Source organism: Delftia sp. RIT313, assembly GCF_000632165.1.
In the GTDB taxonomy this organism is placed as follows: domain Bacteria; phylum Pseudomonadota; class Gammaproteobacteria; order Burkholderiales; family Burkholderiaceae_C; genus Comamonas; species Comamonas acidovorans.
This window is the reverse complement of the sequence record NZ_JFYT01000024.1, coordinates 1-26303: the sequence shown is the minus strand read 5'-3', so window position 1 is coordinate 26303 and position 26303 is coordinate 1. Positions and strand designations below refer to the sequence as shown.

The window sequence follows — 26303 nt, the reverse complement described above, 5'->3', positions numbered from 1 at the left end:
CAGGCCGGCGGCGCATGGGCAAATTGCCGTTCGGGCGTTCAGGCGTTCAGGGAGCGGGTGCGGCATCTGCCGGAACCAGCGCATCGGCCAGCGCGGCCAGGCTGGCATGGCGCTGGGTGCCGGGCGGCAGTCCGGGCGGCAGCGCCCCATCCAGAGACACTCCGGCGCTGGCGCCCGTGCAGACCAGGTGCAGGCGCGCGCCCATGGCGGCGCCAGCCTGCAGATGGGCCACGCAGGAACCTATGACCCACAGCTGGTGCCCCTCAACGCCGAAGCGCTCGGCAATCTGCTCGAACAGCGCCGTGCCGGGCTTGCGACAATGGCATTCCTCGTCCGGCGCATGGGGGCAGTAGAAAACCGCATCGACGCGCGCGCCTGCCGCCGCCATTTCGCGGTGCATGCGCGCGTGCACGGCATTGAGCTCGGTCACGTCGAACAGGCCCCGGCCCAGGCCTGGCTGGTTGGTGGCGACCACCACATGCCAGCCCGCCCGGTTCAGGCGCGCCACGGCTTCCAGCGCCCCGCGCTGGGCCTTCCAGGCCTCGGCCGAGCCGATGAAGCCCTCCTCACCGATCTGGTTGAGGGTTCCGTCACGGTCCAGGATCGCAATTTTCATGGTCGGGTCCCAAGAATGTCAGAACTCAATTGCGCGCGTCCCAAGACGAGGGACACCGAGGAAGGGCCGCCCCGCACCGAAGGTGTCGTCCCCCTCCCTTGCGAAGCAAGTAGAGAGGCGCCGTGCCACGGGGGGAAGGCGCGAAGCGCCTCAGGGGGTGCTCCATTTACGCCAGACGAGACAGGTCGGCGACCCGGTTCATCGCTTCATGCAAAGTCGCCAGCAGGCCCAGGCGGTTGGCCTTGAGCGCCGGGTCTTCGGCGTTGACCATCACATGCTCGAAGAAGGCATCGACCGGGGCGCGCAGCGCGGCCAGGGTCTGCAGGCTGGCCGTGTAGTCGCCGGCAGCAAACTGCTGCTGCGCCTTGGGCGCCACCGATTGCAGGGCTGCGTACAGGTCCTTCTCTGCCACCTCGGCCAGCACGGCCGCGTTGACATGGGCCTGCACGGCCTGGTCGGCCTTCTTGAGGATGTTGCCCACGCGCTTGTTGGCGGCGGCCAGGGCCGGTGCCTCGGGCAGCTCGCCGAAGGCGCGCACGGCCTCCAGGCGCTTTTGCACGTCGGACAGGCGCTGCGGGCGCAGGGCCAGCACGGAATCCACTTCCTGGGCCGAGAAGCCCTGCTCGCGCAGGTTGCCGGCCAGGCGGTCGTAGATGAAGTCGGCCAGCTGGGGCGTGGCGTCCTCGATCTTGTCGCCGAAGGCAGGCAGCACGCTGACCAGCAGGGTTTCCAGATCCAGCGCCAGGTCCTTCTCGACCAGCATGCGGATCACGCCCAGCGCATGGCGGCGCAGCGCGAACGGGTCGCGGTCGCCCGTGGGCAGGTTGCCGATACCGAACATGCCGACCAGGGTTTCCAGCTTGTCGGCCAGGGCCACGACCACGCCGGCGTTGCCGCGCGGCAGTTCGTCGCCCGCAAAGCGGGGCTTGTAGTGGTCCTCGATGGCATCGGCCACGGCCACGTCCAGGCCGTCGTTGAGCGCGTAGTAGCGGCCCATGGTGCCCTGCAGCTCGGGGAACTCGCCCACCATGTCGGTCACGAGGTCGGTCTTGGCCAGTTGCGCGGCCAGGTCGGCCTGCTGGGCCAGGCCCGTGTCGCCCAGCTGGCGGGCAATGCTCTTGGCGATGGAGCGCACGCGCTCCACGCGCTCGCCCTGGGTGCCGAGCTTGTTGTGGTAGACCACCTTGCCCAGCCCGTCCACGCGCGAGGCCAGGGTCTTCTTGCGGTCCTGGTCGAAGAAGAACTTGGCGTCGGCCAGGCGCGGGCGCACCACGCGTTCGTTGCCGCCGATGACGGCGCTGGCATCCTGGGGGCTGATGTTGCTGACCACCAGGAACTGGTGAGTCAGCTTGCCGGCGGCGTCCAGCAGCGGGAAGTACTTCTGGTTGGCCTTCATGGTGAGGATCAGGCATTCCTGCGGCACGTCGAGGAATTCCTTCTCGAACTCGCAGACCAGCACATTGGGGCGCTCGACCAAGGCCGTGACTTCGTCCAGCAGGGCCTCGTCCTCGATGGGACGGACACCGCCGCCCACGCGCTCGGCAGCGGCCTGCAGCTGGCGCGCGATCTCGGCACGGCGCTCGGCGAAGCTGGCGATGACGGCGCCTTCCTCGCGCAGCTGCGCGGCGTAGTCATCGGCGGAGCGGATGACCACGGGATCGACCGCCGCCTCGAAGCGGTGGCCATGCGTGGCCGTGCCGGCCGTCAGGCCCAGGGCCTTGACGCCGATCAGCACCTCGGTGCCATGCAGCACCACCAGGCCGTGGGCCGGGCGCACGAAATGGACGCTGCTCCAGCCGTCGGCCAGCTGGTAGCGCATGACCTTGGGGATGGGCAGCTTGGCAATGGCTTCGTCCAGCGCCTTTTGCACGCCGTCGGCCAGCATCACGCCGCGCACGGTGGAGGCGTGGAACAGGGCTTCGGCCTTGCCTTCACCCTGGCGGGTCAGGCCGGCAACGGCTTCTTCGCCGGCGCCCAGGGCGGCCAGCTTCTTGATCAGGGCGGGCGTGGGCTTGCCGTCGGCGTCCAGGCCCACGGAGACGGGCATGAGCTTTTGCGATACGGCCTTGTCCTCGGCCTGGGGCAGGACTTCGGTGATATGGGCGGCCAGGCGGCGCGGCGAGGCATAGGCCGTCAGGCGCGCTTCGCTGGAGGCCAGCAGGCCCTGGGCCTTGAGCTGCTCGAACAGCACGCCGGCAAAGGCGTCGCCCAGCTTTTGCAGCGCCTTCGGGGGCAGCTCTTCGACAAACAGTTCAACAAGAAGATTCGATGCGTTCATGGTCTGGTGTTCTCTCGGTGCAGCGGTGTCCGCCTCAGGCGGCCTTCTTGCCCTGTTGTTCGGCGGCCTTGGCCAGCTCGGCCAGCACTTCGTCGGCATGGGCCTTGGGCGCCATGGGGAAGCCCAGGCGCGCACGGCTGTCCATATAGGCCTTGGCCACGGCGCGGGCCAGGTTGCGGATGCGGCCGATGTAGGCGGCACGCTCCGTCACGCTGATGGCGCCGCGCGCATCGAGCAGGTTGAAGGTGTGGGCGGCCTTGAGCACCTGCTCGTAGGCCGGCAGCGCCAGCTGTTCGCCGATCAGGTGGTTGGCCTGCTTTTCGTAGGCGCCGAAGGCGGTGAACAGGAAGTCGGCGTCCGAGTGCTCGAAGTTGTAGGTGGACTGCTCCACCTCGTTCTGGTGGTAGACGTCGCCGTAGCTCAGGCCGTCGGTCCAGGTCAGGTTGTAGACGTTGTCCACGCCCTGCAGGTACATGGCCAGGCGCTCCAGGCCGTAGGTGATCTCGCCCGTGGCGGGCTTGCAGTCGATGCCGCCGACCTGCTGGAAGTAGGTGAACTGCGTCACCTCCATGCCGTTGAGCCAGACTTCCCAGCCCAGGCCCCAGGCGCCCAGCGTGGGGTTCTCCCAGTCGTCCTCGACGAAGCGGATGTCGTTCTTCTTCAGATCGAAGCCCAGGGCTTCGAGCGAGCCCAGGTACAGCTCCAGGATGTTGTCGGGCGCTGGCTTGAGCACCACCTGGAACTGGTAGTAGTGCTGCAGGCGGTTGGGGTTGTCGCCATAGCGGCCGTCCTTGGGGCGGCGGCTGGGCTGCACGTAGGCGGCCTTCCAGGGCTCGGGGCCCAGGGCGCGCAGGAAGGTGGCGGTGTGCGAGGTGCCCGCGCCCACTTCCATGTCATAGGGCTGGAGCAGCGCGCAGCCCTGGTCGGCCCAGTAGGACTGCAGCTTGAGGATGATTTGTTGGAAAGTGAGCATGACTTGTTTCAGGCGTCGCACGCAGGCCGGGGCCGCGCCGGTGAATGAGAGGCGGCTCGCGCCGCGCAAACGACGATTTTAAGGCGCCGCCCGGCCCTGCGCCGTGGCGCGGGCCTGCGGCCCCACGGCAGACGCTCCACAGGGCGATCTGCATCAAAAAACGGAGCAGGCGACACATGCCGGCAAAGGCCGTGGCGCGCGAAGATCCGAAAGCCCGCCTTGCACGACGCATCCGGATCATTTTTTGACAATTCACCAGGGCAGCGGCCGGTGACCGTTCGCCACGCCGCCATGCACGCCCCCTAGAATGGCCCATTGACCTTTTTTGTCGTGGACCACCACCGCCCCGGAGCCTGCCATGAACCTGATGAACATCATCACCAAGCAACTGATAGAGATCATCGAGTGGACCGATGACTCGCGCGACACGCTCTCCTACCGCTGGCCCGATGACGACAAGGAAATCAAGAACGGCGCCCAGCTCATCGTGCGTGAGTCGCAGCAGGTGCAGTTTGTCTCGGCCGGCCAGTACGCCGACCTGTTCAGCCCCGGCAAGCACACGCTGACCACGCAGAACATTCCCATCCTGTCCACCATCCAGGGCTGGAAGTACGGCTTCAACTCGCCGTTCAAGTGCGATGTCTACTTCATCAACACGCGCCTGTTCACGGGCAACAAGTGGGGCACCTCCAACCCCGTGATGGTGCGCGACAAGGACTTCGGCGCCGTGCGCCTGCGCGCCTTCGGCACCTACGACTTCCGCATCGTCGAGCCGGCCAAGTTCCTCAAGGAAGTGGCGGGCACGGACCAGAACTTCCGCATCGACGAGTTCGCCGACACCATGCGCTCGCGCATCATCAGCGTGTTCACCGAGTCGCTGGCCAAGGCCCAGGTGCCTGTGCTGGACGTGGCCCAGCGCTATGGCGAGCTGGGCGATGCGCTGCTGCCGCTGATCAACCCGGCCATGACGGACAAGTACGGCCTGGAGATCACCAGCTTCGTGCTGGAGAACGTGTCCGTGCCGCCCGAGGTGGAGCAGGCCATCGACAAGCGCTCCAGCATGACGGCCATCGGCAACCTCAACGACTACGTCAAATACCAGATGGGCCAGGCCATGACCACGGGCGGCGAAGGTGCTGCCGCAGCCACCCTGCCCGCCACCATGGCCATGGGCTTCGGCATGGCGCAGGAGATGATGAAGAGCATGCAAAACGGCGGTGGCGGTGGCGCACCGGCCGGCCAGGGCCAGGCGTCCGATCCGTTCTCGCCCGCTGCCGCACAGGCGGCCCAGGCCCCCGCAGCGCCCGCCGCCAGTGGACTGCAGGTGCTGACCCCGGCGCAGGCGGCCCAGGTGCTGGGTGTGAGCGAGGCCGATGTGCTGGCCGAGATCCAGGCCGGCAACCTCAAGGCGCGCCAGATCGGCAGCCAGTGGCGCATTGCGCAAAGCGCTCTGGACGAGTTCCTCAAGGGCTGAGCGCCCTCGCTTTCTGTTAGCTTGAACCTTCCCGGCGCCAGGCCCTGCCTGGCGCCGTACGCTTTCCAGGACCGATGCCGTGAGCGCGCCCTCCCCCCGTTCTTCTTCCACTCCCGCCTCCGGCTCCGGCTCCTGGGAGGCGGCAGCCGCCGCGCCCGCCATGGTGCGCAAGCACCCCTGCCCCGAATGCGGCGCCAACCTCGAATGGAATGCCCAGGCCCAGGCGCTCAAGTGCCCGTACTGCGGCACCACGGTGCCCTGGAGCGAGGAAACGCGCGAGGAACTGGGCCGCGATGTGGTCGAGCAGGACCTGGCCGAGGCGCTGCGCAACCCAAAGTCCGGCCGGGGCTGGGGCACGGAGGACCGCTACGAGGTCCAGTGCCAGAACTGCCGCGCGATCTCGGTCTTCGTGAACCGCACCGTGGCCCAGCGCTGCGACTTCTGCGGCTCGCCCTCCATCGTCGCCCATGAGGACCAGGGCGATGCCATCACACCGCAGAGCATCCTGCCCTTCAAGATCAGCGACGGCCAGATCCGCGACCGCATCCGCCAGTGGTACGGCAGCCGCTGGTTCGCGCCCAACCGCCTGAAGTCCGCCGCGCTGACCGACACGCTGCACGGCGTCTACCTGCCCTACTGGACCTTCGACGCCCACGCCAGCGCCGACTGGCAGGCCGAGGCGGGCTTCTACTACTACACCACCGAGTCCTACCGCGACAGCAACGGCAACGTGCAGACGCGCCAGGTGCGCCATGTGCGCTGGGAGCCGGCCTCGGGCAGCCTCGCCCATTTCTTCGACGACGAGCTGGTGCCCGGCACCGTGGGCGTACACGCCAATCTGCTGCGCCAGGTGGAGCCCTTTCCCACGACCACCGACCTCAAGCCCTACACGCCCGAGTTCGTGCGCGGCTGGACCGTGGAGCGCTACCAGATCGACCTGGGCAAGGCCGCCCAGGTCAACGTGCAGGACATGGACGAGCAGCTGCGCGCCCTGTGCGCGCGCCAGGTGCCCGGCGACACCTACCGCAACCTGCAGATGCAGCGCGAGTACCAGGGCCGCACCTTCAAGCACATCCTCGTGCCGGTCTGGCTGGTGGGCTACACCTACGGCAGCAAGACCTTCCAGATCATCGCCAACGGCTACACGGGCCAGATTGCGGGCGAGCGCCCCTACAGCGCCCTCAAGATCACGCTGGCCGTGCTGGCCACGATCATGGTGCTGGCGCTGCTGTGGGTGATGTTCGGCAAGTAGGCCGGCTGCCGCTCACCACGCGCTCCAGACCTCTTCGGCAAGCCCGAAGGCAGTGCTCGCGCCGGAACCTCCGGTGACCGCCACCACCCGCGTGGCCTCGTCGGGCGCATGCACCACGCAGGGCGCGTCCTGCGCACTCGGGTAGACGCCCACCCAGCGCTCCACCACCTGCGCATCGCGCAGGTGCAGGGCCTCGTTCATGTGGCGCAGCATCAGCCGGTCCACGGCTTCGCTGGCAAAAGGCGGGGGCGCTGCGCCGTAGTGGTGGGAGTCGCCCACCACCAGGCTGCCGTCGGCGCTTTGCACGGCGATCAGGTGGATGCCGTGGGCCAGGCTTTCGCCCTCCTCCCGCTCCAGTTCGGCGCGCAGCGCGGCGGCTTCGGGCAGGGCGCTGTAGCCCTCGTATCTGACCATGCTCAGGTCACCCATGACCGAGCCCTTGAGCCGAAAGCCCGGCTGCGGCCGCACGCGCAGCATCTGCAGCTGGCACAGCTGGATGCGGTGCGGCGCCCATAGGCCGGCGAACAGGCCGCCCGGGTCGGCGTTGTTGCAGACCACCACGCGTTCGCCGTGGTAGCTGGCGCGCGTGCTGCGCACCCGGGGCGCGGCCACGTCAAGCACGGCCTCGCCAAAGCGGAAATCCACGCCCATGGCCTGCTCCAGCCACTGCGCCAACCTGGGAATGGCCGTGCGCGACTCCACGCGCAGTTCATGCGGGCTGTAGAGCACGGCGGACAAATCCTCGGTACGCAGTGCAGGATGGCGCTCGGCGGCCTGGGCCGGCGTGAGCAGCTCGCAGCGCTCGCCCATCGCCGTGCTCAGGAAGGCATGGAGCACGGCCTCGGCGCTGGGGCGGCGCGCCGTCAGCCACAGGCCGCGGTGCACGACCTCGATGCCGGCCTGCGGCGCGATCTCGGCCCAGGTGTCGCGCGAGCGCATGGCACGCCGCCAGTGGGCACCGGCCTGCTGGCCCGTGACGGTCACAAAGCCGAAGTTGCGGATGGAGGCGGAGATGCAGGCCGCGTCGCGCTCGATGACAAGCACGCTGCGGCCACGGCGCGCAGCCGCATAGGCGTGGGCCAGGCCGACAATGCCGGCCCCCACCACGATCAGGTCGTAGTTCTTCATAGGAAAAAAACGGAGGGAGGAAGAGAGAAGGAATCAGCGCTGGCGCCAGCGCTGCGTGCGCCGCTGCACCCAGGCATCCAGTGCCGCGATCAGCAGCCGGCCCGTGGCGGCGGTGGCAAAGATCAGCGTGGCCATGGCGGCGGCGGGCGCAGTGTCGCCCGCGTCGTCCATGGCCAGCACGGCCACCGAGGCCAGCGTGGTCTCGGGCGAGTAGAGGAACACCACGGCCGATACCGTGGTCATGGCGTTGACGAAGAAGTAACCGGCCACCTGCATCACTACGGGCATGCACACCGGCAGGTGCACGCGCCACAGCAGCGTCCAGAAGGCCACGCCCAGAGAATCGGCCACGCGCTCGTATTCGGCATCGAGCTGCTGCAGCGCGGCCAGTTGCGTGATGTGCGCCACCGAGAAGAAATGCGCCACCGAACACAGCACCAGGATGGCCATGCTGCCGTACAGGAAGTGCAGCGGATTGCCCTGGGCATTGAAGAACAGGATGTAGCCCAGGCCCAGCGCCAGCCCCGGCACGGCCATGGGCAGCGTGGCCACGGCATGCAGCCACTGGCGCGTGCGTGCCCAGCGCTGGGGTTTGGCCACCAGGTAGGCGGTCACAAAGCTCAGCACCGCCCCCACCACCGCCGTGGCCAGCGCCATGGACAGCGAGTTGCCATAGCTGGCCCAGCCGCCGCCGTCCATCATGTCGAAGCGGTAGTTCTTGAACGTCAGCGTGAGGTTGTAGGGCCAGTAGCTGACCAGGGAGGCCAGCACGGCCGTACCCATGACGGCCAGCAGCGCCAGCGCCACCAGCGCGCAGTACGCAAGCAGCGCGCGGTCCAGCGGCGCATGGGGCTGGGGCACCAGCGGCACGGAGCGCACGCCCATGGTCGCCGCCTGGCGCGCACGCAAATGGCGCTCTGCCGCAAAGGCCAGGCCGGCCGGCACCAGCAGCAGCATGGCCACCACGGCACCCATGGACAGCTTTTGCTGGCCGATGACCTGCTTGTAGATATCGGTGGCCAGCATGGCCGTGTTGCCCCCGATGACCTTGGGCACACCGAAGTCGGTCACCACGAGCACGAAGACCACGATCCAGGAAATCATCAGTCCGTAGCGGCTGGCCGGCAGCGTGACCTGGCGGAAGCTGCGCCAGCGGCTGGCGCCCAGCGTGGCGGCCGCCTCGTACAGGCGCGCATCGCCCGAGGCCAGCGTGGTGCACAGGATCATCAGCGCATGCGGAAAGGTCCAGAGCACCGAGCCCACGATGATGCCGAAGGGCCCGTAGGCCGAGCCCCCCTGCAGCCAGCCCTTGAGCAGGCCCTGGCTGCCGAACAGGTAGATCAGGCTGATGGCCATGAGCAGCGAGGGCGCCAGCAGCGGCACCAGCGCCAGGCCCCGGAACCAGCGCGCCAGCGGCATGCAGCTGCGCACCACGCCGTAGGCGTAGACATAGGCCAGCAGCACGCAGACCGTGCTGCTCACGGCCGACAGCCACAGGCTGTTGAACAGCGATTGCGCCACGCCCGGCATGCGCGCATAGGTGATGAACTGGGCCAGGCCCGTGAAGCGGCCCGTGTCGTCCCAGAAACTCCTGCCCAGCAGGCTGGCGACCGGCAGGGCGATGGTGGCCAGCAGCCAGGCCAGTGCGCCCAGCACCAGGGCGCCCAGCCACCAGCGCTCCCAGCCTGCGCTGCGCCCCCGCGGACGCACGGGCCCTGCAGGCACGCTGCGGCGGGCGGGAACGGAGCGGTCCACCGGCACGGGGACGGGCACAGGCACGGAAATGGCCGTGTCCATGGGATGCGCGCTCATGCGGCCTTCCTCGCATCGGGCGCCGCCAACGGCTGCAGCGCAGCGGCGGGCAGCTCCATCAGCACCTCGCCCTGCAGCCAGTCGGGCAGGCCCACGTCGTGGCGCAGGGGCCACTGGGCGTCAACCTGGCATTGCAGCGTGGGGCTGAACAGGCGCACCAGGGCCATCGATCCCAGGAACGAGGTCTCCACCACGCGGGCGCGGAACAGGTTGGCCAATGCCGTGGGCTGGGCCGGGTGCAGCACCACGCTCTCGGGCCGCACGCCCACCAGCAGGGCAGCGCCAGGCTCGAAACCGGCCAGCGCGCAGCGCAGGCTGGCCTCGCCGATGCGCACCTGGTCCGCCGATTCGGCCATGGCCGGCAGCAGGTTCATGCGGCCCACGAAGCCGGCCGCGAACTGGCTCACGGGCCGGGCATAGAGCTGCTCGGGCGAGCCCTGCTGCTCGATGCGGCCCTGGTGCATGAGCACCACGCGGTCGGCCATGGACAAGGCCTCTTCCTGGTCGTGCGTGACCATGATGGAGGCAATGCCCAGCTGGCGCTGCAGCTGGCGGATCTCGCTGCGCAGCTCGGTGCGCACCTGGGCATCGAGCGCGGACAGCGGCTCGTCGAGCAGCAGCAGGCGCGGCCGGGGCGCCAGCGCACGGGCCAGGGCCACGCGCTGCTGCTGGCCGCCCGACAGCTGGGCGGGGTAGCGCTGGGCCTGCGCGCCCAGGCCCACCAGGGACAGCATCTCGGCCACACGCTCGCGCGCCTGCGCCGCAGGTTGCCCGTTCAGCCCGAAGGCCACGTTCTGCGCGGCCGTGAGATTGGGAAACAGCGCATAGCTCTGGAACACCACGCCAAAGCCACGGCGTGCGGCCGGCCAGCGCGTGATGTCATCGCCCTCGAACAGCACCCTGCCCTCGTCAGGCATGTCGATGCCGCAGACGATGCGCAGCAGCGTGGTCTTGCCGCAGCCCGAAGGGCCGAGCAGGCTGACGAACTCGCCCGCCTCCACGTTCAGGTCAATGCCGCGCAGCACCTGCTGCTCGCGGTAGCGCTTGGCGATATGGTCTATGCGCAGCATGGCGTGGCTCCGGCTTACTTTTTCTCTGCCTTGGCTTCGTAGCGGCGGCTCCACTCGGCCAGGATGCGGTCGCGGTTATCGGCGGCCCAGTTGAAATCGTTCTTCGCCAACCGCTTTTCCAGATCGGCAGGAATGAACTCCAGCTTCTCCTGCGCCTCGGGCAAGGCCAGCACGGCGAAGTTGGCGGCGTACAGCTTGTTGGCCTCTGGCGTGACGGCCCAGTCGGCCAGCGCCTTGGCGGCTTCCTGCTTCTTGCTGGTCTTGAGGATGGCCGTGGCCTCCACGTCCCAGCCCAGGCCTTCCTGCGGGAAGACGATGTCGATGGGCGCGCCGTCCTTCCTGGTCTTGCTGGCGCGGTACTCGAAGCTCAGGCCCACGGGAAACTCGCCGGCCCCCGCCTGGCGGCAGGGCTTGGAGCCGCTGTGCGTGTACACGCCCATGTTCTGGTGCAGGCCGTCCATGTAGGCCCAGCCCTTTTCCTCGCCCATGATCTGCAGCCAGGCCGCGACCATCAGGTAGCCCGTGCCGCTGGAGGCCGGGTGGGGCATGGTGATCGTGCCCTTGAACTCGGGCCTGACCAGGTCGGCCCAGCTGGCGGGCACGGGCAGCTTGCGCTTGCCGGCTTCCACGGTGTTGAAGCAGATGGCCGAGGACCACAGGTCCATGCCCACCCAGGTCGGCTGGGCACGCGGATCGCGCATGTTGGCGCGCACCTTGTCCAGGCCCTTGGGCGCATAGGGCTGGAGCATGCCCTGCTTGTCCAGCAGCATCAGCGAGGTGGCGGCCACGCCCCAGATCACGTCGGCCTGGGGATTGGCCTTCTCGGCCAGCAGGCGGGCCGTGATGATGCCCGTGCTGTCACGCACGAACTTGAGTTCGATCTCGGGATGGACCTTCTCGAAGCCGCTCTTGTAGGCCTTGATCTGGTCGGCCTCCAGCGCGCTGTAGACCAGCAGCTCGGTCTTGGCCGCGTGGGCCAGGGAGGCGAAGGAGGCGACGGTCAGCGCCGCAGAGGCAATGGCGAGGCGGCGGCCCAGGGAGGCAAGGGTGTGGCGCATGGCGTGGCAGTTCCGTTGTGGGTTCGTGGACAGGTGGCAGGTTCACCACCTCTGACACCCACTTTAGGAAGCGCAGGTGAAACGCCCGTGTCACACAACGGAAATTTGGCGAAGCGGGTATTCGCGGATTTGGGTGCCCCCCATCGCCCACCCGTCACCCGACCATCACCCTGCCATCCGCCACGCTCCCCGCTTCTTCAGCCGCGCGGCTTGCCCCTGCCTGTGCGCGTTGCCTGGGCGGCCTGGGCCGCCTGGGGCTGCAGTGCATCCAGCAGCCGGTCCTGCAGGCGCGCGCGGTGGGCAAGGTTCTCATCCAGCCGCGCGGCCAGCGCGTCGATGTGCTCGCGCATCAGTTGCTCGGCGCGCGCCATGTCGCCGGCCGCCAGCGCATCGACGATGGCCTCGTGGTCGGCATTGGAGTGCTGGGCCTCGGTCTGCGACTGGTACAGCGCAGACACCAGGGTGGTGCGCGCCGAGAGGTCGGCCATCATGGCCGTGAGAAAGCGGTTGCCCATCTGCTCGGCCAGGCAGACGTGGAAGTCGGCCAGCAGCACGCTGCGCTGGCCGGCGTTGTCAGCCTCGGCGATGGCGCCCCGCTCCTGGGCCACATGCTCGCGCAGCGTGCGTATGGCCGCCTGCAGCGGCCGGCCCGCGTCGCGCAGCATGCCGGACTCCAGTACGCGGCGCGCGGCATAGGTTTCCTGGGCTTCCTCGAACGAGGGCTCGACCACGTACCAGCCCTGACGCGAGCGCACCTCGACGAAGCCGCGCGCCTGCAGCTGCATCAGCGCCTCGCGCACCATGGTGCGGCTCACGCCGAAGACCTCGGCCAGTTCCTTTTCGCCCAGGCGTTCGCCAGGGCGCAGCTTGCGCTCGACGATGGAGCACATGACACGCTCGGCGATCAAGGCCGGCCCGGTGGCCGGCGCATCCTGTGGCTCGGACATGGCGGCTTCCTCAGGCCACGGCCGGAATGCGGCGCGGGCGCAGCGTGGCCATCACCCAGTACACGCTGCCGCCTATCAGCACACCGAAGAACCAGCCGTAGGTGCCCCACCAGACCGGCAGCAGGCTGGTGAAGTTGGGCAGGATGGTGGAGAACACGCTGCCGATGCCGGTGGCGATGAGCGCGTTGACGTTCCAGCCGCCCTCGTAGCGGTACTCGCCATGTTCGTCATACAGCGCGGCCACGTTGATGTTGCCCTTGGCCACCAGGTAGTAGTCCACCAGGATGATGCCCAGCAGCGGCCCCATGGTGGCGCCGATGGCGTTCACGAAGTGGGCAGCGCCGCCCTCCCATGGTGCAAAGGGGTAGAGAGCCAGGGCGATCAGTGCGGCGATATATCCGCCGCGCTTGAAGTCGATGCGCTTGGGAAACACGTTGGAAATATCGAAGGCCGCCGAGACGAAGTTGGCCACCACGTTGATGCCCAGCGTGGCCACGGCAAAGGTGACGGCGGCCAGCAGGGCCAGCACCCAGCTGTCGAACTTGGCCGAGATCTGCTCGGGGTGCAGCAGCACCTCGCCATAGACCTTGAAGGCCGCAATCGTGGTGATGCCGGCCACCAGCGAGAACGCGATCAGATTCACGGGCAGGCCCCAGAGGTTGCCCTTGGCGACCGCTTCCTTGTTCTTCGCATAGCGCGAGAAGTCGCAGAAGTTCAGGTACAGCGCCGCAAAGTAGGTGATCCAGGTCGCGCCCACGGCCATCAGCGCCCAGAAGCTGCCCGGCGCGCCGCTCACCCCCGCATCCTTGGTCTTGTCCAGCAGCACATCCATGGGAATGCCGTGGTCGAAGCTGAAGCCGCCGGCCTTCACGCACAGGCCGATGGCCAGCACCAGCATGGCGATCCACACGGCAGGCCCCGCCCAGTCCTGGAATCGCCGCACGGTCTCCATGCCCCTTTGGATGATCAGCAGCTGCAAGGCCCAGATGACCACGTAGCAGATCACCTCCAGCCCCGAATGGCCCAGCCAGTGCGTGGTCTGGTGGAAGGACAGCAGGGCGTCATTGCGCACCATCAGCGCCACCATGGCGCCCGAGGCGGCCGCCGTCTGCGCGCCATACCAGAAGCAGGCCACGACGGCGCGCACCAGTGCCGCCAGATTCGCCCCCCAGACACCGAACGAGGCACGCGCCAGCACCGGGTAGGGCACGCCGGTCTTCTCGCCCGCATAGCCCACCAGGTTCATCAGAAAAAAGATGACCAGGGAGCTGATGCCGATGGCGATCAGAAAATTGACGAAGCTGCCGCACAGCAGAAACAGGCTGGCCGCCAGGTAGTAGCCCCAGAGGCTGTGCACGTCCGAAGTCCAGACGTTGAAGATGCTGAAGGCGCCCCAGCGGCGGTCCCTGGTGGGCGCCAGATCTTCGTTGTAGAGACCTGGCGAGGGGTTGCGGATGTCCATTGATGCGCTCCTTGACCACGAGTAATCACTGACACAAGACCAGCCGAAACCCATGATCAGCTGGCACACAAACTGGCACGCAAACTGGTATGCAAGAAGTGTGCCTTTGGGCGCAGGAGTTTTTTCCCAGGACATACCCGGCCACCGCAGGCCTTCGGGCTGCGGCGACATGGTGAAATATGGAGCCGGACCTCCCCTCCCTAAGACCTCGCCATGTTCGTCACGCAGCTCAAGTCCTTTTTCTGGGTCGCCCGCCTTGGCAGCATCACGCAAGCCGCGCGCCAGCTCGCACTGAGCCAGCCCACCGTGACCACCCAGATCCGCGCGCTGGAAGAGCACTACGGCGTGGAGCTGTTCCATCGCCAGGGCGGACGGCTGTCCATCACCGATGCCGGCTTGCGCCTGCTGCCCGAGGTCGAGCAATTGCTGCTGCAGACCATCCAGCTGGAGTCGGCGCTGCGCCATTCGGGCGATGCCAGCCAGGGCCAGCTGCGCATAGGCGCGACGGCGCCCTACTACGTGCTGGACATCGTCAAGCGCTACCAGCGGCGCTTCGAGCGGGTGGAAGTGGCCATCGTGGGCGGCAACTCGCGCCAGATGGTGCAGGCGCTGGTGGACTACCAGGTGGACCTGGCGACCTCGTCACACCTGGAGAGCGATCCGCGCCTGCTGCGCGTGGAGCTGGGCCAGGACCCGCTGGCCCTGCTGGTGCACCGCAGCCACCGGCTGGCGCAGCGCACCATGGTGCAGGCGTCCGATCTGGTGCACGACACGCTGATCCTGCGCGAGCGCGGCTCCATGACCCGCCAGCTCACCGAACAGATGCTGGCCGCCGCCGGCCTGGCACCGCGCCACATCATGGAAATCGCCAGCCGCGAAGCCATCCGCGAGGCCGTGATCCGCGACATGGGCATCAGCGTCTTCGCCCGGCATGAAGCCTCGGCCCACCCCGACATCGTCGTCCTGCCCTTCGCCGGCCCCGTGCCGCGCCTGCCCGAATACCTGTACTGCCTGCGCGAACGCCGCCAGGCCCGGCTGATCGCCGGCTTTCTGGAGGAAGCCGTGCCGGGCGGGGTGCTGCCGGACCAGATGTGAACCGGCTCAGGCCAGCTCGGCATCCGCCAGCAGCGGCTGCTTGAGATCCTTGTCCGACAGCGACAGCTCCACATCGAGCTGCGGCCACTGCACACCGATGGCCGGGTCGTCCCAGGCAATGCCGCGATCGGCCTGGGGCGCGTAGAAGGCCGTGGCCTTGTAGAGGAAGTCGGCGCTGTCGCTGAGCACCATGAAGCCGTGGGCAAAGCCTGGAGGCACCCACAGCTGGCGGTGGTTGTCTTCCGTCAGTTCGGTTCCCACCCATTGGCCGAAGGTCGGCGAGCCCTTGCGGATGTCCACGGCCACGTCGAACACGGCGCCGCGCACCACGCGCACGAGCTTGCCCTGGGCATGGGGCGGCAGCTGGTAGTGCAGGCCGCGCAGCACGCCTTTCTTGCTGCGGCTGTGGTTGTCCTGCACGAACTGGTGGTCCGTGCCCGTGGCCTGGTTGAAGGCCTGCTGGTTGAAGCTTTCGAGGAAGAAGCCGCGATCGTCGCCAAAGACCTTGGGCTCGATCAGCATCACCTCGGGAATGGCCAGGGGTGTTGCCTTCATGCGTGCGCCTTTTCCTTGAGGATCTGCAGCAGGTACTGGCCGTAGCCATTCTTGGCCAAGGCCTGGCCCAGTGTCTCCAGCTGTGCCTGATCTATCCAGCCCTGGCGAAAGGCGATCTCCTCGGGGCAGGAAACCTTCAGGCCCTGGCGCTGCTGCAAGGTGGCGATGAACTGGCCGGCTTCCAGCAGGCTGTCGTGCGTGCCCGTGTCCAGCCAGGCATAGCCACGGCCCATGAGCTCCACATTGAGCTGGCCCTTGTCCAGGTACAGGCGGTTGAGGTCGGTGATTTCCAGCTCGCCGCGCGCCGAGGGCTTGATGGACTTGGCCAGTTCCACCACCTGGTTGTCGTAGAAATACAGGCCCGTGACCGCGTAGTTGCTCCTGGGCTGCTTGGGCTTTTCCTCCAGGGAAAGAACCCGGCCCTGGGCATCGAACTCGGCCACGCCATAGCGTTCCGGGTCCTGCACATGGTAGGCAAACACCGTGGCGCCTTCGCTGCGCTGGTCGGCACGCTCGAGCAGCTTGGCAAAGTCGTGACCGTAGTAGATGTTGTCGCCCAGCACCAGGGCGCTGGGCGCGCCGGCCAGGAAATCCTCGGCAATCAGAAAGGCCTGTGCCAGGCCGTCCGGGCTGGGCTGGACTGCATATTCGAGCTTCAGGCCCCACTGCGAACCATCGCCCAGCAACTGCTCGAAGCGCGGCGTGTCCTGCGGCGTGCTGATCACGAGGATCTCGCGGATGCCTGCGAGCATGAGGGCGCTCAGCGGGTAGTAGATCATCGGCTTGTCGTAGACCGGCAGCAGTTGCTTGCTGATGGCCAGCGTGGCCGGATGCAGGCGGGTGCCGGAGCCGCCCGCGAGAATGATGCCTTTGCGTGTCTGGTTCATGTTCTGGATCCTGGGGTTCTTGCTGGAGCGCGCAGCCGCGCTCAGATGACTTCCTGCAGCATGCGGTCCACGCCGGCTTGCCAGTGCGGCAGGCGCAGGCCGAAGGTCTGCTGCAGCCGGTCGGTGTTCAGCCGGGAATTGTGCGGACGCTGCGCCGGGGTGGGAAAGGCGCTGGTGGGCACGGCAGCTATGCGCTGCACCTTCCAGGGGCGTTCGGGCGCGAGTTCGCGCGCCTTGGCGATCACATGGCTGGCGTAGGCGTGCCAGGTGGTCTCGCCACCGGCCACCAGGTGGTACAGGCCCTGGTCGCCGGGTTGGCGCTGCAGCTGGCGGATGGCATGGGCCGTGACGTCGGCGATGAGGTCCGCGCCCGTCGGTGCGCCCCATTGGTCGTCGATCACGCTCAGCGCCTCGCGCTCCTGGGCCAGGCGCAGCATGGTCTTGGCGAAGTTGCCGCCGCGCGCCGCATAGACCCAGCTGGTGCGAAAGATCAGGTGGCGGCAGCCCGAAGCCTGGATCAGTTGTTCGCCTTCGAGCTTGCTGCTGCCATAGACGGACAGCGGCGCCGTGGCCTCGGTCTCCGTGCGTGCGGCGCTGCCGCTGCCGTCGAAGACATAGTCCGTGCTGTAGTGCACCAGCAGCGCACCGGTCTGCGCCGCCTCCCGGGCCAGCACCTGGGGTGCCAGCGCGTTGAGCAGCCGCGCCTGGTCAGGCTCGCTTTCAGCCTTGTCCACGGCCGTGTGGGCCGCGGCATTGACGATGACATCGGGGCGCAGAGCGCGCACGGTGCGTGCAAGCTCATCGAGGCGCGAGAGATCGCCGCACAGGCCCTGGCCACCAGCGTCGCCCTGGCGGTCCAGCGCAATCAGCTCGCCCAGTGGCGCCAGGCTGCGCTGCAGCTCCCAGCCCACCTGGCCATTGCGGCCCAGCAGCAGCAGCTTCATGCGCCGGCTCCCTCCGTGTACTGGCGGCTGACCCATTCGCGGTAGGCGCCGGACTGCACATCGGCCACCCATTCGGGGTTGTCCAGGTACCACTGCACGGTCTTGCGGATGCCGGTCTCGAAGGTCTCGGCAGGCTTCCAGCCCAGTTCGCGCTCGAGCTTGCGCGCGTCGATGGCATAGCGCCGGTCATGGCCGGGGCGGTCCTTCACATAGGTGATCTGTGCGCTGTAGCTGGTGCCATCGGCCTTGGGGCGCAGCTCGTCGAGCAGCGCGCAGACCGTGTTCACGATCTCGACGTTGGGCTTCTCGTTCCAGCCGCCCACGTTGTAGGTGTCGCCCAGCCTGCCGGCCTCCAGCACGCGGCGGATGGCGCTGCAGTGGTCGCGCACATAGAGCCAGTCGCGTACCTGCATGCCGTCGCCATAGATGGGCAGCGGCTTGCCGGCCAGGGCGTTGACGATCATCAGCGGGATCAGCTTCTCGGGGAAATGCAGCGGGCCGTAGTTGTTGCTGCAGTTGGTCGTCAGCACGGGCAGGCCGTAGGTGTGGTGCCAGGCGCGCACCAGGTGGTCGCTGGCGGCCTTGCTGGCCGAGTACGGGCTGTTGGGCTCGTAGAGGTGGTCTTCTGTGAAGGCCGGTGCCGCAGGCGCCAGGCTGCCATAGACCTCGTCAGTGGAGACATGCAGGAAGCGGAAGGCCGCCTTGGCCTCGGCATCCAGCGCGCTCCAGTAGCCGCGCACGGCTTCGAGCAGGCGGAAGGTGCCGACCACGTTGGTCTGGATGAAGTCCTCGGGGCCATGGATGGAGCGGTCCACATGGCTCTCGGCCGCGAAGTTGACGACGGCGCGCGGCCTGTGCTCGGCCAGCAGGCGGGCCAGGGTCTGGCCGTCGCCGATGTCGGCCTGCACGAAGACATGGCGCGCATCGCCTTGCAGGCTCTCCAGGCTTTTGAGGTTGCCGGCGTAGGTGAGCTTGTCCACGTTGAGCACCGGCTCATCGCCGGCAGCCAGCCAGTCCAGCACGAAATTGGCACCGATGAAGCCGGCGCCGCCTGTGACAAGAATCATGGTTCAACCTTGCAAAAATTTCATTGTTCTTGGGGCGAGGATTCTGCAGCAGCATGGGGTGCAGCCTCCCGCCCGGCCTGGGCATTGTCGGCGCTCGCCAGTAAAAAAGCCCGCAGGAGGCGGGCTTTTTCCTTCAGGACACGCCTTTTACACACCAGGGCGTGTTCACTGGCCCAGCCAGCGGCGCAGCACCAGCGAGGCGTTCGTGCCACCGAAGCCGAAGCTGTTGGACAGCACGGTGTTCAACTGGGCATCGCGCGTGCGGGTGACCAGGGGCATGTCGCCCAATGCCGGATCGGGCGTGTCCACGTTGACCGAGCCTGCGATGAAGCCCTTGTTCATCATGATCATGCAGTAGATGGCTTCCTGCACGCCGGTCGCGCCCAGCGAGTGGCCGGTCAGCGACTTGGTGGAGGAGAACGGCGGCACCTGGTCGCCGAACAGGGCGCGCATGGCGCGCACTTCCTGCATGTCGCCCACGGGCGTGGAGGTGCCGTGGGTGTTGATGTAGTCCACGCCGCCTTCGATGCCTTCAAGGGCCTGCTGCATGCAGGCGATGGCTCCGTCGCCCGAGGGCGCGACCATGTCCTCGCCATCGCTGGTGGCGCCAAAGCCCACGACTTCGGCCAGGATGTTCGCACCCCGGGCCTGGGCGTGCTCCAGGCTTTCCAGCACCACGGCACCGCCGCCGCCTGCGATCACGAAACCGTCGCGGTTGGCGTCATAGGCGCGCGAAGCCTTTTCGGGCTGGTCGTTGTGCTTGCTGGACATGGCTCCCATGCCGTCGAACAGCAGGGCCATGCCCCAGGACAGCTCTTCGCCGCCACCGGCAAACATCACGTCCTGCATGCCCCAGGCAATCTGCTGTGCCGCAGCACCGATGCAGTGCGCCGAGGTGGAGCAGGCCGAGGTGATGGAGTAGTTGATGCCCTTGACCTTGAAATTGGTCGCCAGGCAGGCCGACACCGTGGAGCTCATGCAGCGCGTGACCTGGTAGGGACCGACGCGGCGAATGCCCTTCTCGCGCAATGTGTCGGCCGCCTCGATCTGGTTGGCCGGCGAGCCGCCGCCCGAGCCCATGATCAGGCCCGTGCGCGGATGGCTGACCTGCTCGGGCGTGAGGCCGGCCTGGGCAATGGCATCTTCCAGCGCGATCTGCGCATAGGCTGCCGCATCGCCCATGAAGCGCAGCTGCTTGCGATCGATCCGTGCCTCGACGTCGATCTCCGGCACACCGGCCACCTGGCTGCGCATGCCCAGTTCGGTGAACTTCGGCATGGCCTTGATGCCCGTGCGGCCCTCGCGCAGCGAGGTCTCCACGGTATCGAGGTCGTTGCCGATGCACGAGACAATGCCCGCGCCGGTGATGACTACGCGACGTTTGGTCATGCTGCCGTTCCCTGGCCTTCACCCTCGCGCAGGAACAGACCCACGCGCAGGTCATTGGCCACGTAGATTTCCTTGCCATCGGCCAGCAGGCGTGCATCGCCGATGGCCATGTTGAGCTTGCGCTTGATCACGCGCTTGATGTTGATTTCGTAGGTCACCAGCTTGACGTCAGGACCCACTTCGCCCGTGAACTTGACCTCGCCGGCGCCCAGGGCGCGGCCGCGGCCGGGAAGGCGCAGCCAGGTCAGGTAAAAGCCGATCAACTGCCACATGGCGTCCAGGCCCAGGCAGCCGGGCATGACGGGATCGCCCCGGAAATGGCAATCGAAGAACCAGAGATCAGGCTTGATGTCGAGTTCGGCGACGATCTTGCCCAGGCCGTGGGCGCCACCATCGGTGTCGATGTGCGTGATGCGGTCGAACATCAACATGGGAGGCAGGGGAAGACGTCCGCTGTCTGCGGAAAACAGCTTGCCTTCGCCCGAAGCGATCAGTTGCTCATACGAAAAAGAATCGGCCATTGTCTAACTTGCTCCACGGCGGCACTGACGCCACCTCTATCTCTGAATGGGTGCGGCCCGCAGCGGACCATGCAGCCGCGCATTATCGGGGTTGAACGTTGCCAGACTGCAACAAAACCCCGAGGCCGCATCAAAACTCTGCCACAAAAGCCACGCCGACCCAGGTCGCGGGCCTTGGCTACAGCCCCTGGACCGGCCGCTTGCGGCGCCTGATCCACGCCACCGCCAGCACCGCCAAGGCAGCCAGGCACAGCGGCACCAGACCTGCCGCGTGCACCCAGCGCGCGAATGGCGTCAAGACCTCGCGCCCCTGCACGCTGGCCTGCAGCACGGCGCGCTCGTAAGGCACCAGCGCCTGCGTGACCACACCCCGGTGGTCGATGGCAACCGTGGCGCCGGTGTTGGTGGCGCGCAGCATGGGGCGCTCGAATTCCAGCGCGCGCATGCGGCTGATGGCCAGATGCTGGTCGATGGCCACGCTGTCGCCAAACCATCCGATGTTGCTGAAATTCACCAGCACCGTCGGCGCCGTCGCCGCGTTGCCAAAATGCGCACCCAGCTCCTCGCCAAACAAATCCTCGTAACAGATGTTGGGCGACAGACGCTCGCCGGCCCAGGCCATGGAGGGCTGGCCCAGCGCGCCGCGGTTGAAGTCGCCCAGCGGTATGTTCATCATCTGCGTGAACCAGCGGAACAGCGGCGGGATGAACTCCCCGAAGGGCACCAGATGGTGCTTGTCGTATTGGTAGTCCTGGATCTGGCCGGGCTGCCAGCCCACGACCGAGTTCGTGTAGCCGGCCTCTTCCGACCCCAGGGGAATGCCCAGCAGCGCTGCCTGCTGGCCGTCCTTCTTCAGATACGGTTCGCGCAGCAGGTCCAGGTATTCCTCGGGCAGTTGCTGGGGCAGCAGGGGTACGGCCGTCTCAGGCGCCACGACCAGTTGCGCGGTGGCCGAGCGCAGCTCGCGCCCGTACCAGCCCAGCGCCAGCGGAATGCCGCTGCCGGCCTCGAATTTCTCATCCTGCGGGATATTGCCCTGCAGCAAGGCCACGCTCAGCGCCGGCCGTTCGGCCGACGGTGCATTGATGGCGGCATCGCGAAGCCACCACAGCCCGCCCCAGGCCAGGACCAGTGCCGCTGCAGTGGCCACCAGGCGGACGGGCCGGAGACCCTGTCTGTCCAGCAAGGCAGCCAGCCCATATGCCAGCCAGGCCGCCACGGCGCCCGTGCCATAGACGCCGATCCAGCGCGGCAGCACGGACAAGGGGCCTTCCACATGGGCATAACCGCCCGCGCCCCAGGGAAAGCCGGTCCACAGCCAGCCACGCGCCAGCTCGGCCAGCAGCCAGACGGCCGAAAACAGCAGTGCGCCACCCGCCGCACCAGCAGGGCGCAGCCTTTGCCAGCCCCAGGCGGCCACCGCGTAGTAGCTGCCCAGAAACGCCGCAAGCGCCAGCACGGCGGCAACGGCCAGCGGCGCAGGCAGGCCGCCGTAGACATGCATGGAGATGAACAGCCACCAGAAGGTGGCCACCAGCCAGGCCGTGGCGAAGAGCATGGCACGCCCTGCCGCCTGGGCCGGACGCTGCGCCGTCTGCAGGGCGCGCGCCAGCACGGCCAGCGACAGAATCTGCAGCCACCACAGCGGGCGGCCATAGCCGCCGATGAGGCTCAGCGGCCCGTCACCTTGCCCGCGCGCCCAGGGCCAGGCCAGTGACAGGGCCTGCGCTGCACCGGCCACAAGCAGCAGCACGCCATGGGCGAACCGGCCCATGCGCCGGCCGTCTTGCGAGAAAGCGGAAGAACTGGACAGGGGCATCGGCCGGTTGTGCGCAAAAAGAGGTAGGTCTCGGGTGAGAGAGGTCCAGCCAAGGGCAGGTTCAGGCGCAGCCTCAGCTGCGCAGCAGGCTGTCGGCGGCGGGATCACGCACCACCTTGAACCAGCGCACGGCGCCGCCCTTGGTGTGCAGCACGGTGAATTCCAGGCCCGCCAGATGGATCTGCTCGCCGCGCTTGGGCACATGGCCCATTTCGTGGGCGATCAGGCCGCCGATGGTGTCGAACTCATCGTCGGGATCGCGGGCATGCAGGGCGACCTCGAAGGTCTCGTTGACATGCTCGATGGTGGTGTCGCCCGCCACGCGGTAGCTGTTGTCGGCCAGGGCGAAGATGTCGCCCTCGTCCTCGGGGATGTCGAACTCGTCCTCGATCTCGCCGACGATTTCCTCCAGCACGTCCTCGATGGTCACCAGGCCCGCCACGCGGCCGAACTCGTCGATGACCACGGCGAGGTGGTTGCGGTTGCCCCGGAATTCACGCAGCAGATCGTTCAGGCCCTTGCTCTCCGGCACGAAGGCGGCGGGGCGCAGCAGGGCGCGGATGTTCAGGTCCGGCGAACGCTGCAGCTTGAGCAGGTCCTTGGCCAGCAGGATGCCGATGATGTTCTCGCGCTCGCCCTGGTAGACCGGGAAGCGCGAATGGGCCGTGGTGATGACCTGGTGCAGCAATTCATCGAACGGCGCGTCGATGTTGACCAGGTCCATGCGAGGGGCTGCGACCATGACGTCGCCGGCCGTCATGTCGGCCATGCGGATCACGCGTTCGAGCATGACGCGCGACTCGGGGCCGATGACCTGATTGTCCTCGGCGTCGGCCAGGGTCTCGATCAGCTCGTCGGGAGAGTCGGGGGCCGGGTGGATGAACTCGGCCACCTTTTGCAGGAAGCTTCGCTTGCTTTCCTTCTCGGAAGAGCGCGCAGGATGGGGGTCGGACACTGTCTTGGAGTGCAGGACGTGCGGTAGTGAAACAAGCTGCAAGGATAGCGGATTGCTCCGTCACCCCTGCATGCGCTGCGCCAATTCCCTTGCGGCGTTTTGCGCTTATTCGCCGGCCTGGTGGCGGCCATCCTGCACGCCACGGCGGATTTCCTGCACGTCGGCCAGGAAATCCCAGAACTGCTTGGCCTGCTTCTTGAACTGGTAGTCCACCTCGCCGATGTGCTCGGTCATCAGAGACGCCATGTGCGTGTCGATGCCGGCGGGCGGCAGTTGCAGGTAGGCCTCGGATTCGGAGCCATCGCGCTTGATGGTGGCGCCGGCCTTGCGCGCAATCCTGAGCATGGCCGTGTTCTCCGACAGCGCGTGGATGAACATCATGGACACGCCCTTGGTGCGTGCATGGATCACGGCGCGGTTGAACAGGCGCCCGCCATAGCCACGGCCACGTGCCTGCTTGAGCACGGAGACGCCGAATTCGGCGCAGCTCTTGTGCTCGGGATGCGAGGCAAAGGCCAGGTGCGCCATGGCGATCAGTTCGAGACGGCGGTTGTAGATGCCGAAGATGTCATCGCGCTCGAAGTCGAGCTGCATGGCATAGCGGCGGACCTGCTCGTCGCTGGCGGCATAGCCGAAGCGCAGGTAGCGGTCGCCTTCATCGAGCTTGAGCAAATGCGCCACCACGCGCTCGCGGTGGGACGGGCCCAGCGAGCGAATGGGCACCATGGACGCGGAGCGCCCATCGGGACGGTGCGGCTGGCCTGCGCTCGCACGCAACATGTCCCGGCCGGCCTGCCAGGACGCCTTCAACCAGTCTTTGGATGCATTCATAGCTCAAATATAGGTAAAAACCCGATGTCGAGCAACGGAGATATTGCAATGCAACAAAACCGTAAGGTTTTGGCATGCAAACCAATTTTTCCTCCCTGCACCTATCGACGGTCAGGCCCCTGTCCGAGCCTTCGTGGCTACAGAGGCACCGCCGTGGTCACCTTCACCCGGTCCATCACGAAGCTGGTCTTGCAGTCCTGCACGCTGGGGTGCTTGAGCAAGGTGTCCATGACGAAGCGCGTGTAGTGCTGCATATCGGCCACGACCACACGCATCAGGTAGTCCATTTCGCCGGTCAGTGACACGCATTCCACAACCTCGGGCCAAGTCTGCACGCTGGCGCGGAACACGTCCATGGGGTTGCGCTTGCTGGTCTCGGTGTACTTTTCCAGGCGCACGTTGAGATAGGCGGTCAGCCCCAGGCCCACCGTCTCGGGCTGGACCAGGGCCACGTAGCGATCGATCACACCGCCGTCTTCCAGGCGCTTGACCCGGCGCAGCACGGCGCTGGGAGACAGGCCGACCTGCTCCCCGATGACGTCATAGGTTTCCCGGCCGTTGGCCTGCAGGCGGCGCAAAATGGCCCGATCCAGTTTGTCGATGTTGTGCGTGGCGCTCATGGCGGTGGACTCGTAAATAAGTACAGATTTCTTCAGGGTTAACCCGAATTAACCAGTTAAATTGCGATAAACGAAAGAATTCCGCAATTTTCATGCATTTCGCATTTTCCCTCCACGGGCAAACGGCAAAAAGCTGAAGCCCCTCCCGCCTAAAGTGACAGCACCGATCGAGAAGACGCAGGCGCCGGCCATGGCGCCCGTCCGACTGTCCTGCACTGAACTGGCCGGAGATCCCCATGAATGCCCCGCTGAACCAGGCTGCCGCCCAGGCCTGCGCGCAAACAGTCAAGCGCCAACGGGACATGCATCGTCCACGCCTTCCGGCCTGCCCACGCTGCCTATACTGCGGGGATCGCCTCCATTTCGCTTCACGCCATGACGCCCCGCCACGACGCCAACCGCGCCATGTCACGCCATGCCCGAGCGCCTGCGCCAGCCGGCCCGCAGCCGTCGGCCCGGTTGGCGCGGCGCAGCCTGCTGGCAGCACTGGCCGCCCTGCCCTGGCTGCCTGCGGCGGCGCAGGCCCAGCAGCCCTCCGCCGCCCAGACGCGCGATGCGAAGTCCGACTCCCTGACCCTGATCGTTCCCTATGCGGCCGGCGGCCCGCTGGACCGCACGGCACGGCCGCTGGTCGAGGCCAGCACCGCGAAGCTGGGAGCCATCCAAATCCTCTATGTGCCGGGCGACGGCGGCGCCAAGGGCTCCAACATGGTCGCCCAGGCCACGGCCCAGGACCGCTTGCTGCTGATGGGCGCGGCCGCCACCCATGCCGTGCTGCCCTGGCTGCAGCCCCAGCTGGGCTACGACCCGCTGCGCGACTTCCAGCCGCTGGTGCTGGTGGCGCGCATGCCCAATGTGCTGGTCATGCGCAGCGATCTGGCACGCCAGTGGCGCATACGCACGCCGCTGGACCTGCAGCGCTTTCTTGCCAAGCATCGCCAGCCGCTGCGCTATGCCTCGGGCGGGCCGGGCAGCAGCGGCCACCTGTCGGGCGAGATGTACCAGATGCTCACGCGGCTGCCGCTGCTGCACCTGCCCTTCGGCGGCACGCAGCCGGCACTGTCGGCCCTGCTCGACGGCTCGGCCGACCTGCTGTTCGACAGCCTGGCGTCTTCGCTGCCGCATATCCGCGCAGGGCGGCTGCAGGCCCTGGCCGTGACCACGCTGGAGCGCGCGCCCCTGCTGCCCGAGGTGCCCAGCCTCAACGACACGGTGCAGGGCTTCAACATGGCCAACTGGTTCGGCCTGTTTGCGCCGGCCAGCTGGCCCGCGGAACAGGCGCAGCGCCATGCCGCCGCGTTCTCGCAGGCCATGCGCAGCCGCCCGGTGCAGGACACCCTGTCCGCCATGGGCGTGCTGCCCGAAGAACTGCAACTGCAGGAGTTCGCGCGCTTTGTGCGTTCCGAGCACAGCAAATACGGCCTGCTGGTACAGGCCGCCCGAATCCGCCAGCTCTGAGCCGCGCAGGTGCCTTGCCTGCCCCCGGCCTGGGGCGGCAATGACAAGATCCTTGGAGAGCACCATGATGAGCACCGCAGCGACCCCCACCT

At 67.3% G+C, this 26303-nt stretch carries 23 protein-coding genes; 4 read left to right on the top strand and 19 right to left on the bottom strand.

The genetic code is table 11. From position 1 onward, the window contains the following. Positions 1-46 precede the first annotated feature (46 nt). From BW39_RS03560 to glyQ, 3 genes are all read right to left on the bottom strand, one after another. Complete coding sequence (locus BW39_RS03560; protein ID WP_012203220.1) at positions 47-616, bottom strand: D-glycero-alpha-D-manno-heptose-1,7-bisphosphate 7-phosphatase; 570 nt, start codon at positions 614-616, stop codon at positions 47-49. Positions 617-782: 166 nt separating this feature from the next. Next, positions 783-2894, bottom strand: coding sequence for a glycine--tRNA ligase subunit beta (glyS, locus tag BW39_RS03555; protein WP_043819850.1), 2112 nt, complete (start codon positions 2892-2894; stop codon positions 783-785). 34 nt (positions 2895-2928) lie between these two features. Continuing rightward, complete coding sequence (gene glyQ / locus BW39_RS03550) at positions 2929-3867, bottom strand: glycine--tRNA ligase subunit alpha (RefSeq protein WP_012203218.1); 939 nt, start codon at positions 3865-3867, stop codon at positions 2929-2931. 358 nt (positions 3868-4225) lie between these two features. On the opposite strand from glyQ, the gene BW39_RS03545 reads away from it, so the two are divergent. Then, entirely contained in the window at positions 4226-5341 is a 1116-nt protein-coding gene (locus BW39_RS03545) for an SPFH and helix-turn-helix domain-containing protein (protein WP_043819849.1), read from the top strand. A gap of 79 nt (positions 5342-5420) precedes the next feature. After that, the gene (locus BW39_RS03540; protein ID WP_043819846.1) at positions 5421-6593 is read left to right on the top strand and encodes a zinc ribbon domain-containing protein; all 1173 of its coding nucleotides are present in this window, start codon (positions 5421-5423) and stop codon (positions 6591-6593) included. Positions 6594-6605: 12 nt separating this feature from the next. Here BW39_RS03540 and BW39_RS03535 read toward each other — a convergent pair whose 3' ends face one another. The 6 genes from BW39_RS03535 to BW39_RS03510 all read right to left on the bottom strand — a co-directional run bounded on the left by BW39_RS03535 (position 6606) and on the right by BW39_RS03510 (position 14070). Continuing rightward, positions 6606-7721, bottom strand: coding sequence for a TIGR03364 family FAD-dependent oxidoreductase (locus tag BW39_RS03535; RefSeq protein ID WP_043819845.1), 1116 nt, complete (start codon positions 7719-7721; stop codon positions 6606-6608). Between the two features lie 33 nt (positions 7722-7754). Beyond that, the gene (locus tag BW39_RS03530) at positions 7755-9533 is read right to left on the bottom strand and encodes a putative 2-aminoethylphosphonate ABC transporter permease subunit (RefSeq protein WP_043819843.1); all 1779 of its coding nucleotides are present in this window, start codon (positions 9531-9533) and stop codon (positions 7755-7757) included. Further along, positions 9530-10603 carry an ABC transporter ATP-binding protein gene (locus tag BW39_RS03525; RefSeq protein WP_043819841.1) on the bottom strand — a complete coding sequence of 358 codons (1074 nt, stop codon included), beginning with the start codon at positions 10601-10603 and terminating at the stop codon, positions 9530-9532. The genes BW39_RS03530 and BW39_RS03525 overlap by 4 nt, the downstream gene beginning before the upstream one ends. A gap of 14 nt (positions 10604-10617) precedes the next feature. After that, positions 10618-11661 (bottom strand): putative 2-aminoethylphosphonate ABC transporter substrate-binding protein, encoded by a 1044-nt coding sequence (locus BW39_RS03520; protein WP_043819839.1) that lies wholly within the window; start codon positions 11659-11661, stop codon positions 10618-10620. Between the two features lie 197 nt (positions 11662-11858). Then, positions 11859-12608, bottom strand: a complete 750-nt coding sequence (locus BW39_RS03515; RefSeq protein WP_043819837.1) for a GntR family transcriptional regulator — start codon at positions 12606-12608, stop codon at positions 11859-11861. 10 nt (positions 12609-12618) lie between these two features. After that, positions 12619-14070: an NCS1 family nucleobase:cation symporter-1 gene (locus tag BW39_RS03510; protein ID WP_043819835.1), complete on the bottom strand. Its 1452-nt coding sequence runs from the start codon at positions 14068-14070 to the stop codon at positions 12619-12621. Positions 14071-14283: 213 nt separating this feature from the next. On the opposite strand from BW39_RS03510, the gene BW39_RS03505 reads away from it, so the two are divergent. Continuing rightward, on the top strand, positions 14284-15165 hold the full coding sequence (locus BW39_RS03505) for a LysR substrate-binding domain-containing protein (protein ID WP_043819832.1): 882 nt from the start codon (positions 14284-14286) through the stop codon (positions 15163-15165). Between the two features lie 6 nt (positions 15166-15171). Here the strand turns inward: BW39_RS03505 and rfbC are convergent, their stop codons facing one another. The 10 genes from rfbC to BW39_RS03455 all read right to left on the bottom strand — a co-directional run bounded on the left by rfbC (position 15172) and on the right by BW39_RS03455 (position 24753). Then, positions 15172-15720, bottom strand: a complete 549-nt coding sequence (gene rfbC / locus BW39_RS03500) for a dTDP-4-dehydrorhamnose 3,5-epimerase (RefSeq protein WP_043819830.1) — start codon at positions 15718-15720, stop codon at positions 15172-15174. Beyond that, positions 15717-16607, bottom strand: coding sequence for a glucose-1-phosphate thymidylyltransferase RfbA (gene rfbA, locus BW39_RS03495; protein ID WP_043819827.1), 891 nt, complete (start codon positions 16605-16607; stop codon positions 15717-15719). The genes rfbC and rfbA overlap by 4 nt, the downstream gene beginning before the upstream one ends. Before the next feature lie 41 nt (positions 16608-16648). Continuing rightward, complete coding sequence (gene rfbD / locus BW39_RS03490; RefSeq protein ID WP_043819825.1) at positions 16649-17551, bottom strand: dTDP-4-dehydrorhamnose reductase; 903 nt, start codon at positions 17549-17551, stop codon at positions 16649-16651. Then, a complete protein-coding gene (rfbB, locus tag BW39_RS03485) occupies positions 17548-18618 on the bottom strand; it encodes a dTDP-glucose 4,6-dehydratase (protein ID WP_034390233.1) in 1071 nt (356 codons plus the stop codon). The genes rfbD and rfbB overlap by 4 nt, the downstream gene beginning before the upstream one ends. Positions 18619-18783: 165 nt before the next feature. Next, complete coding sequence (gene fabB, locus BW39_RS03480; RefSeq protein ID WP_043819823.1) at positions 18784-20007, bottom strand: beta-ketoacyl-ACP synthase I; 1224 nt, start codon at positions 20005-20007, stop codon at positions 18784-18786. Then, complete coding sequence (gene fabA, locus BW39_RS03475; protein ID WP_012203203.1) at positions 20004-20528, bottom strand: bifunctional 3-hydroxydecanoyl-ACP dehydratase/trans-2-decenoyl-ACP isomerase; 525 nt, start codon at positions 20526-20528, stop codon at positions 20004-20006. The genes fabB and fabA overlap by 4 nt, the downstream gene beginning before the upstream one ends. A 178-nt stretch (positions 20529-20706) precedes the next feature. Continuing rightward, a complete protein-coding gene (gene lnt, locus BW39_RS03470) occupies positions 20707-22347 on the bottom strand; it encodes an apolipoprotein N-acyltransferase (protein ID WP_043819820.1) in 1641 nt (546 codons plus the stop codon). A gap of 73 nt (positions 22348-22420) precedes the next feature. After that, positions 22421-23302 carry an HlyC/CorC family transporter gene (locus tag BW39_RS03465; RefSeq protein ID WP_013804259.1) on the bottom strand — a complete coding sequence of 294 codons (882 nt, stop codon included), beginning with the start codon at positions 23300-23302 and terminating at the stop codon, positions 22421-22423. A 105-nt stretch (positions 23303-23407) separates the two neighbouring features. Next, positions 23408-24133, bottom strand: coding sequence for a GNAT family N-acetyltransferase (locus BW39_RS03460; protein WP_013804260.1), 726 nt, complete (start codon positions 24131-24133; stop codon positions 23408-23410). A 137-nt stretch (positions 24134-24270) separates the two neighbouring features. After that, positions 24271-24753, bottom strand: coding sequence for an Lrp/AsnC family transcriptional regulator (locus BW39_RS03455; RefSeq protein WP_012203199.1), 483 nt, complete (start codon positions 24751-24753; stop codon positions 24271-24273). Positions 24754-25128: 375 nt separating this feature from the next. On the opposite strand from BW39_RS03455, the gene BW39_RS03450 reads away from it, so the two are divergent. Beyond that, positions 25129-26211: a Bug family tripartite tricarboxylate transporter substrate binding protein gene (locus BW39_RS03450; RefSeq protein ID WP_081816118.1), complete on the top strand. Its 1083-nt coding sequence runs from the start codon at positions 25129-25131 to the stop codon at positions 26209-26211. Positions 26212-26303: the final 92 nt, after the last annotated feature.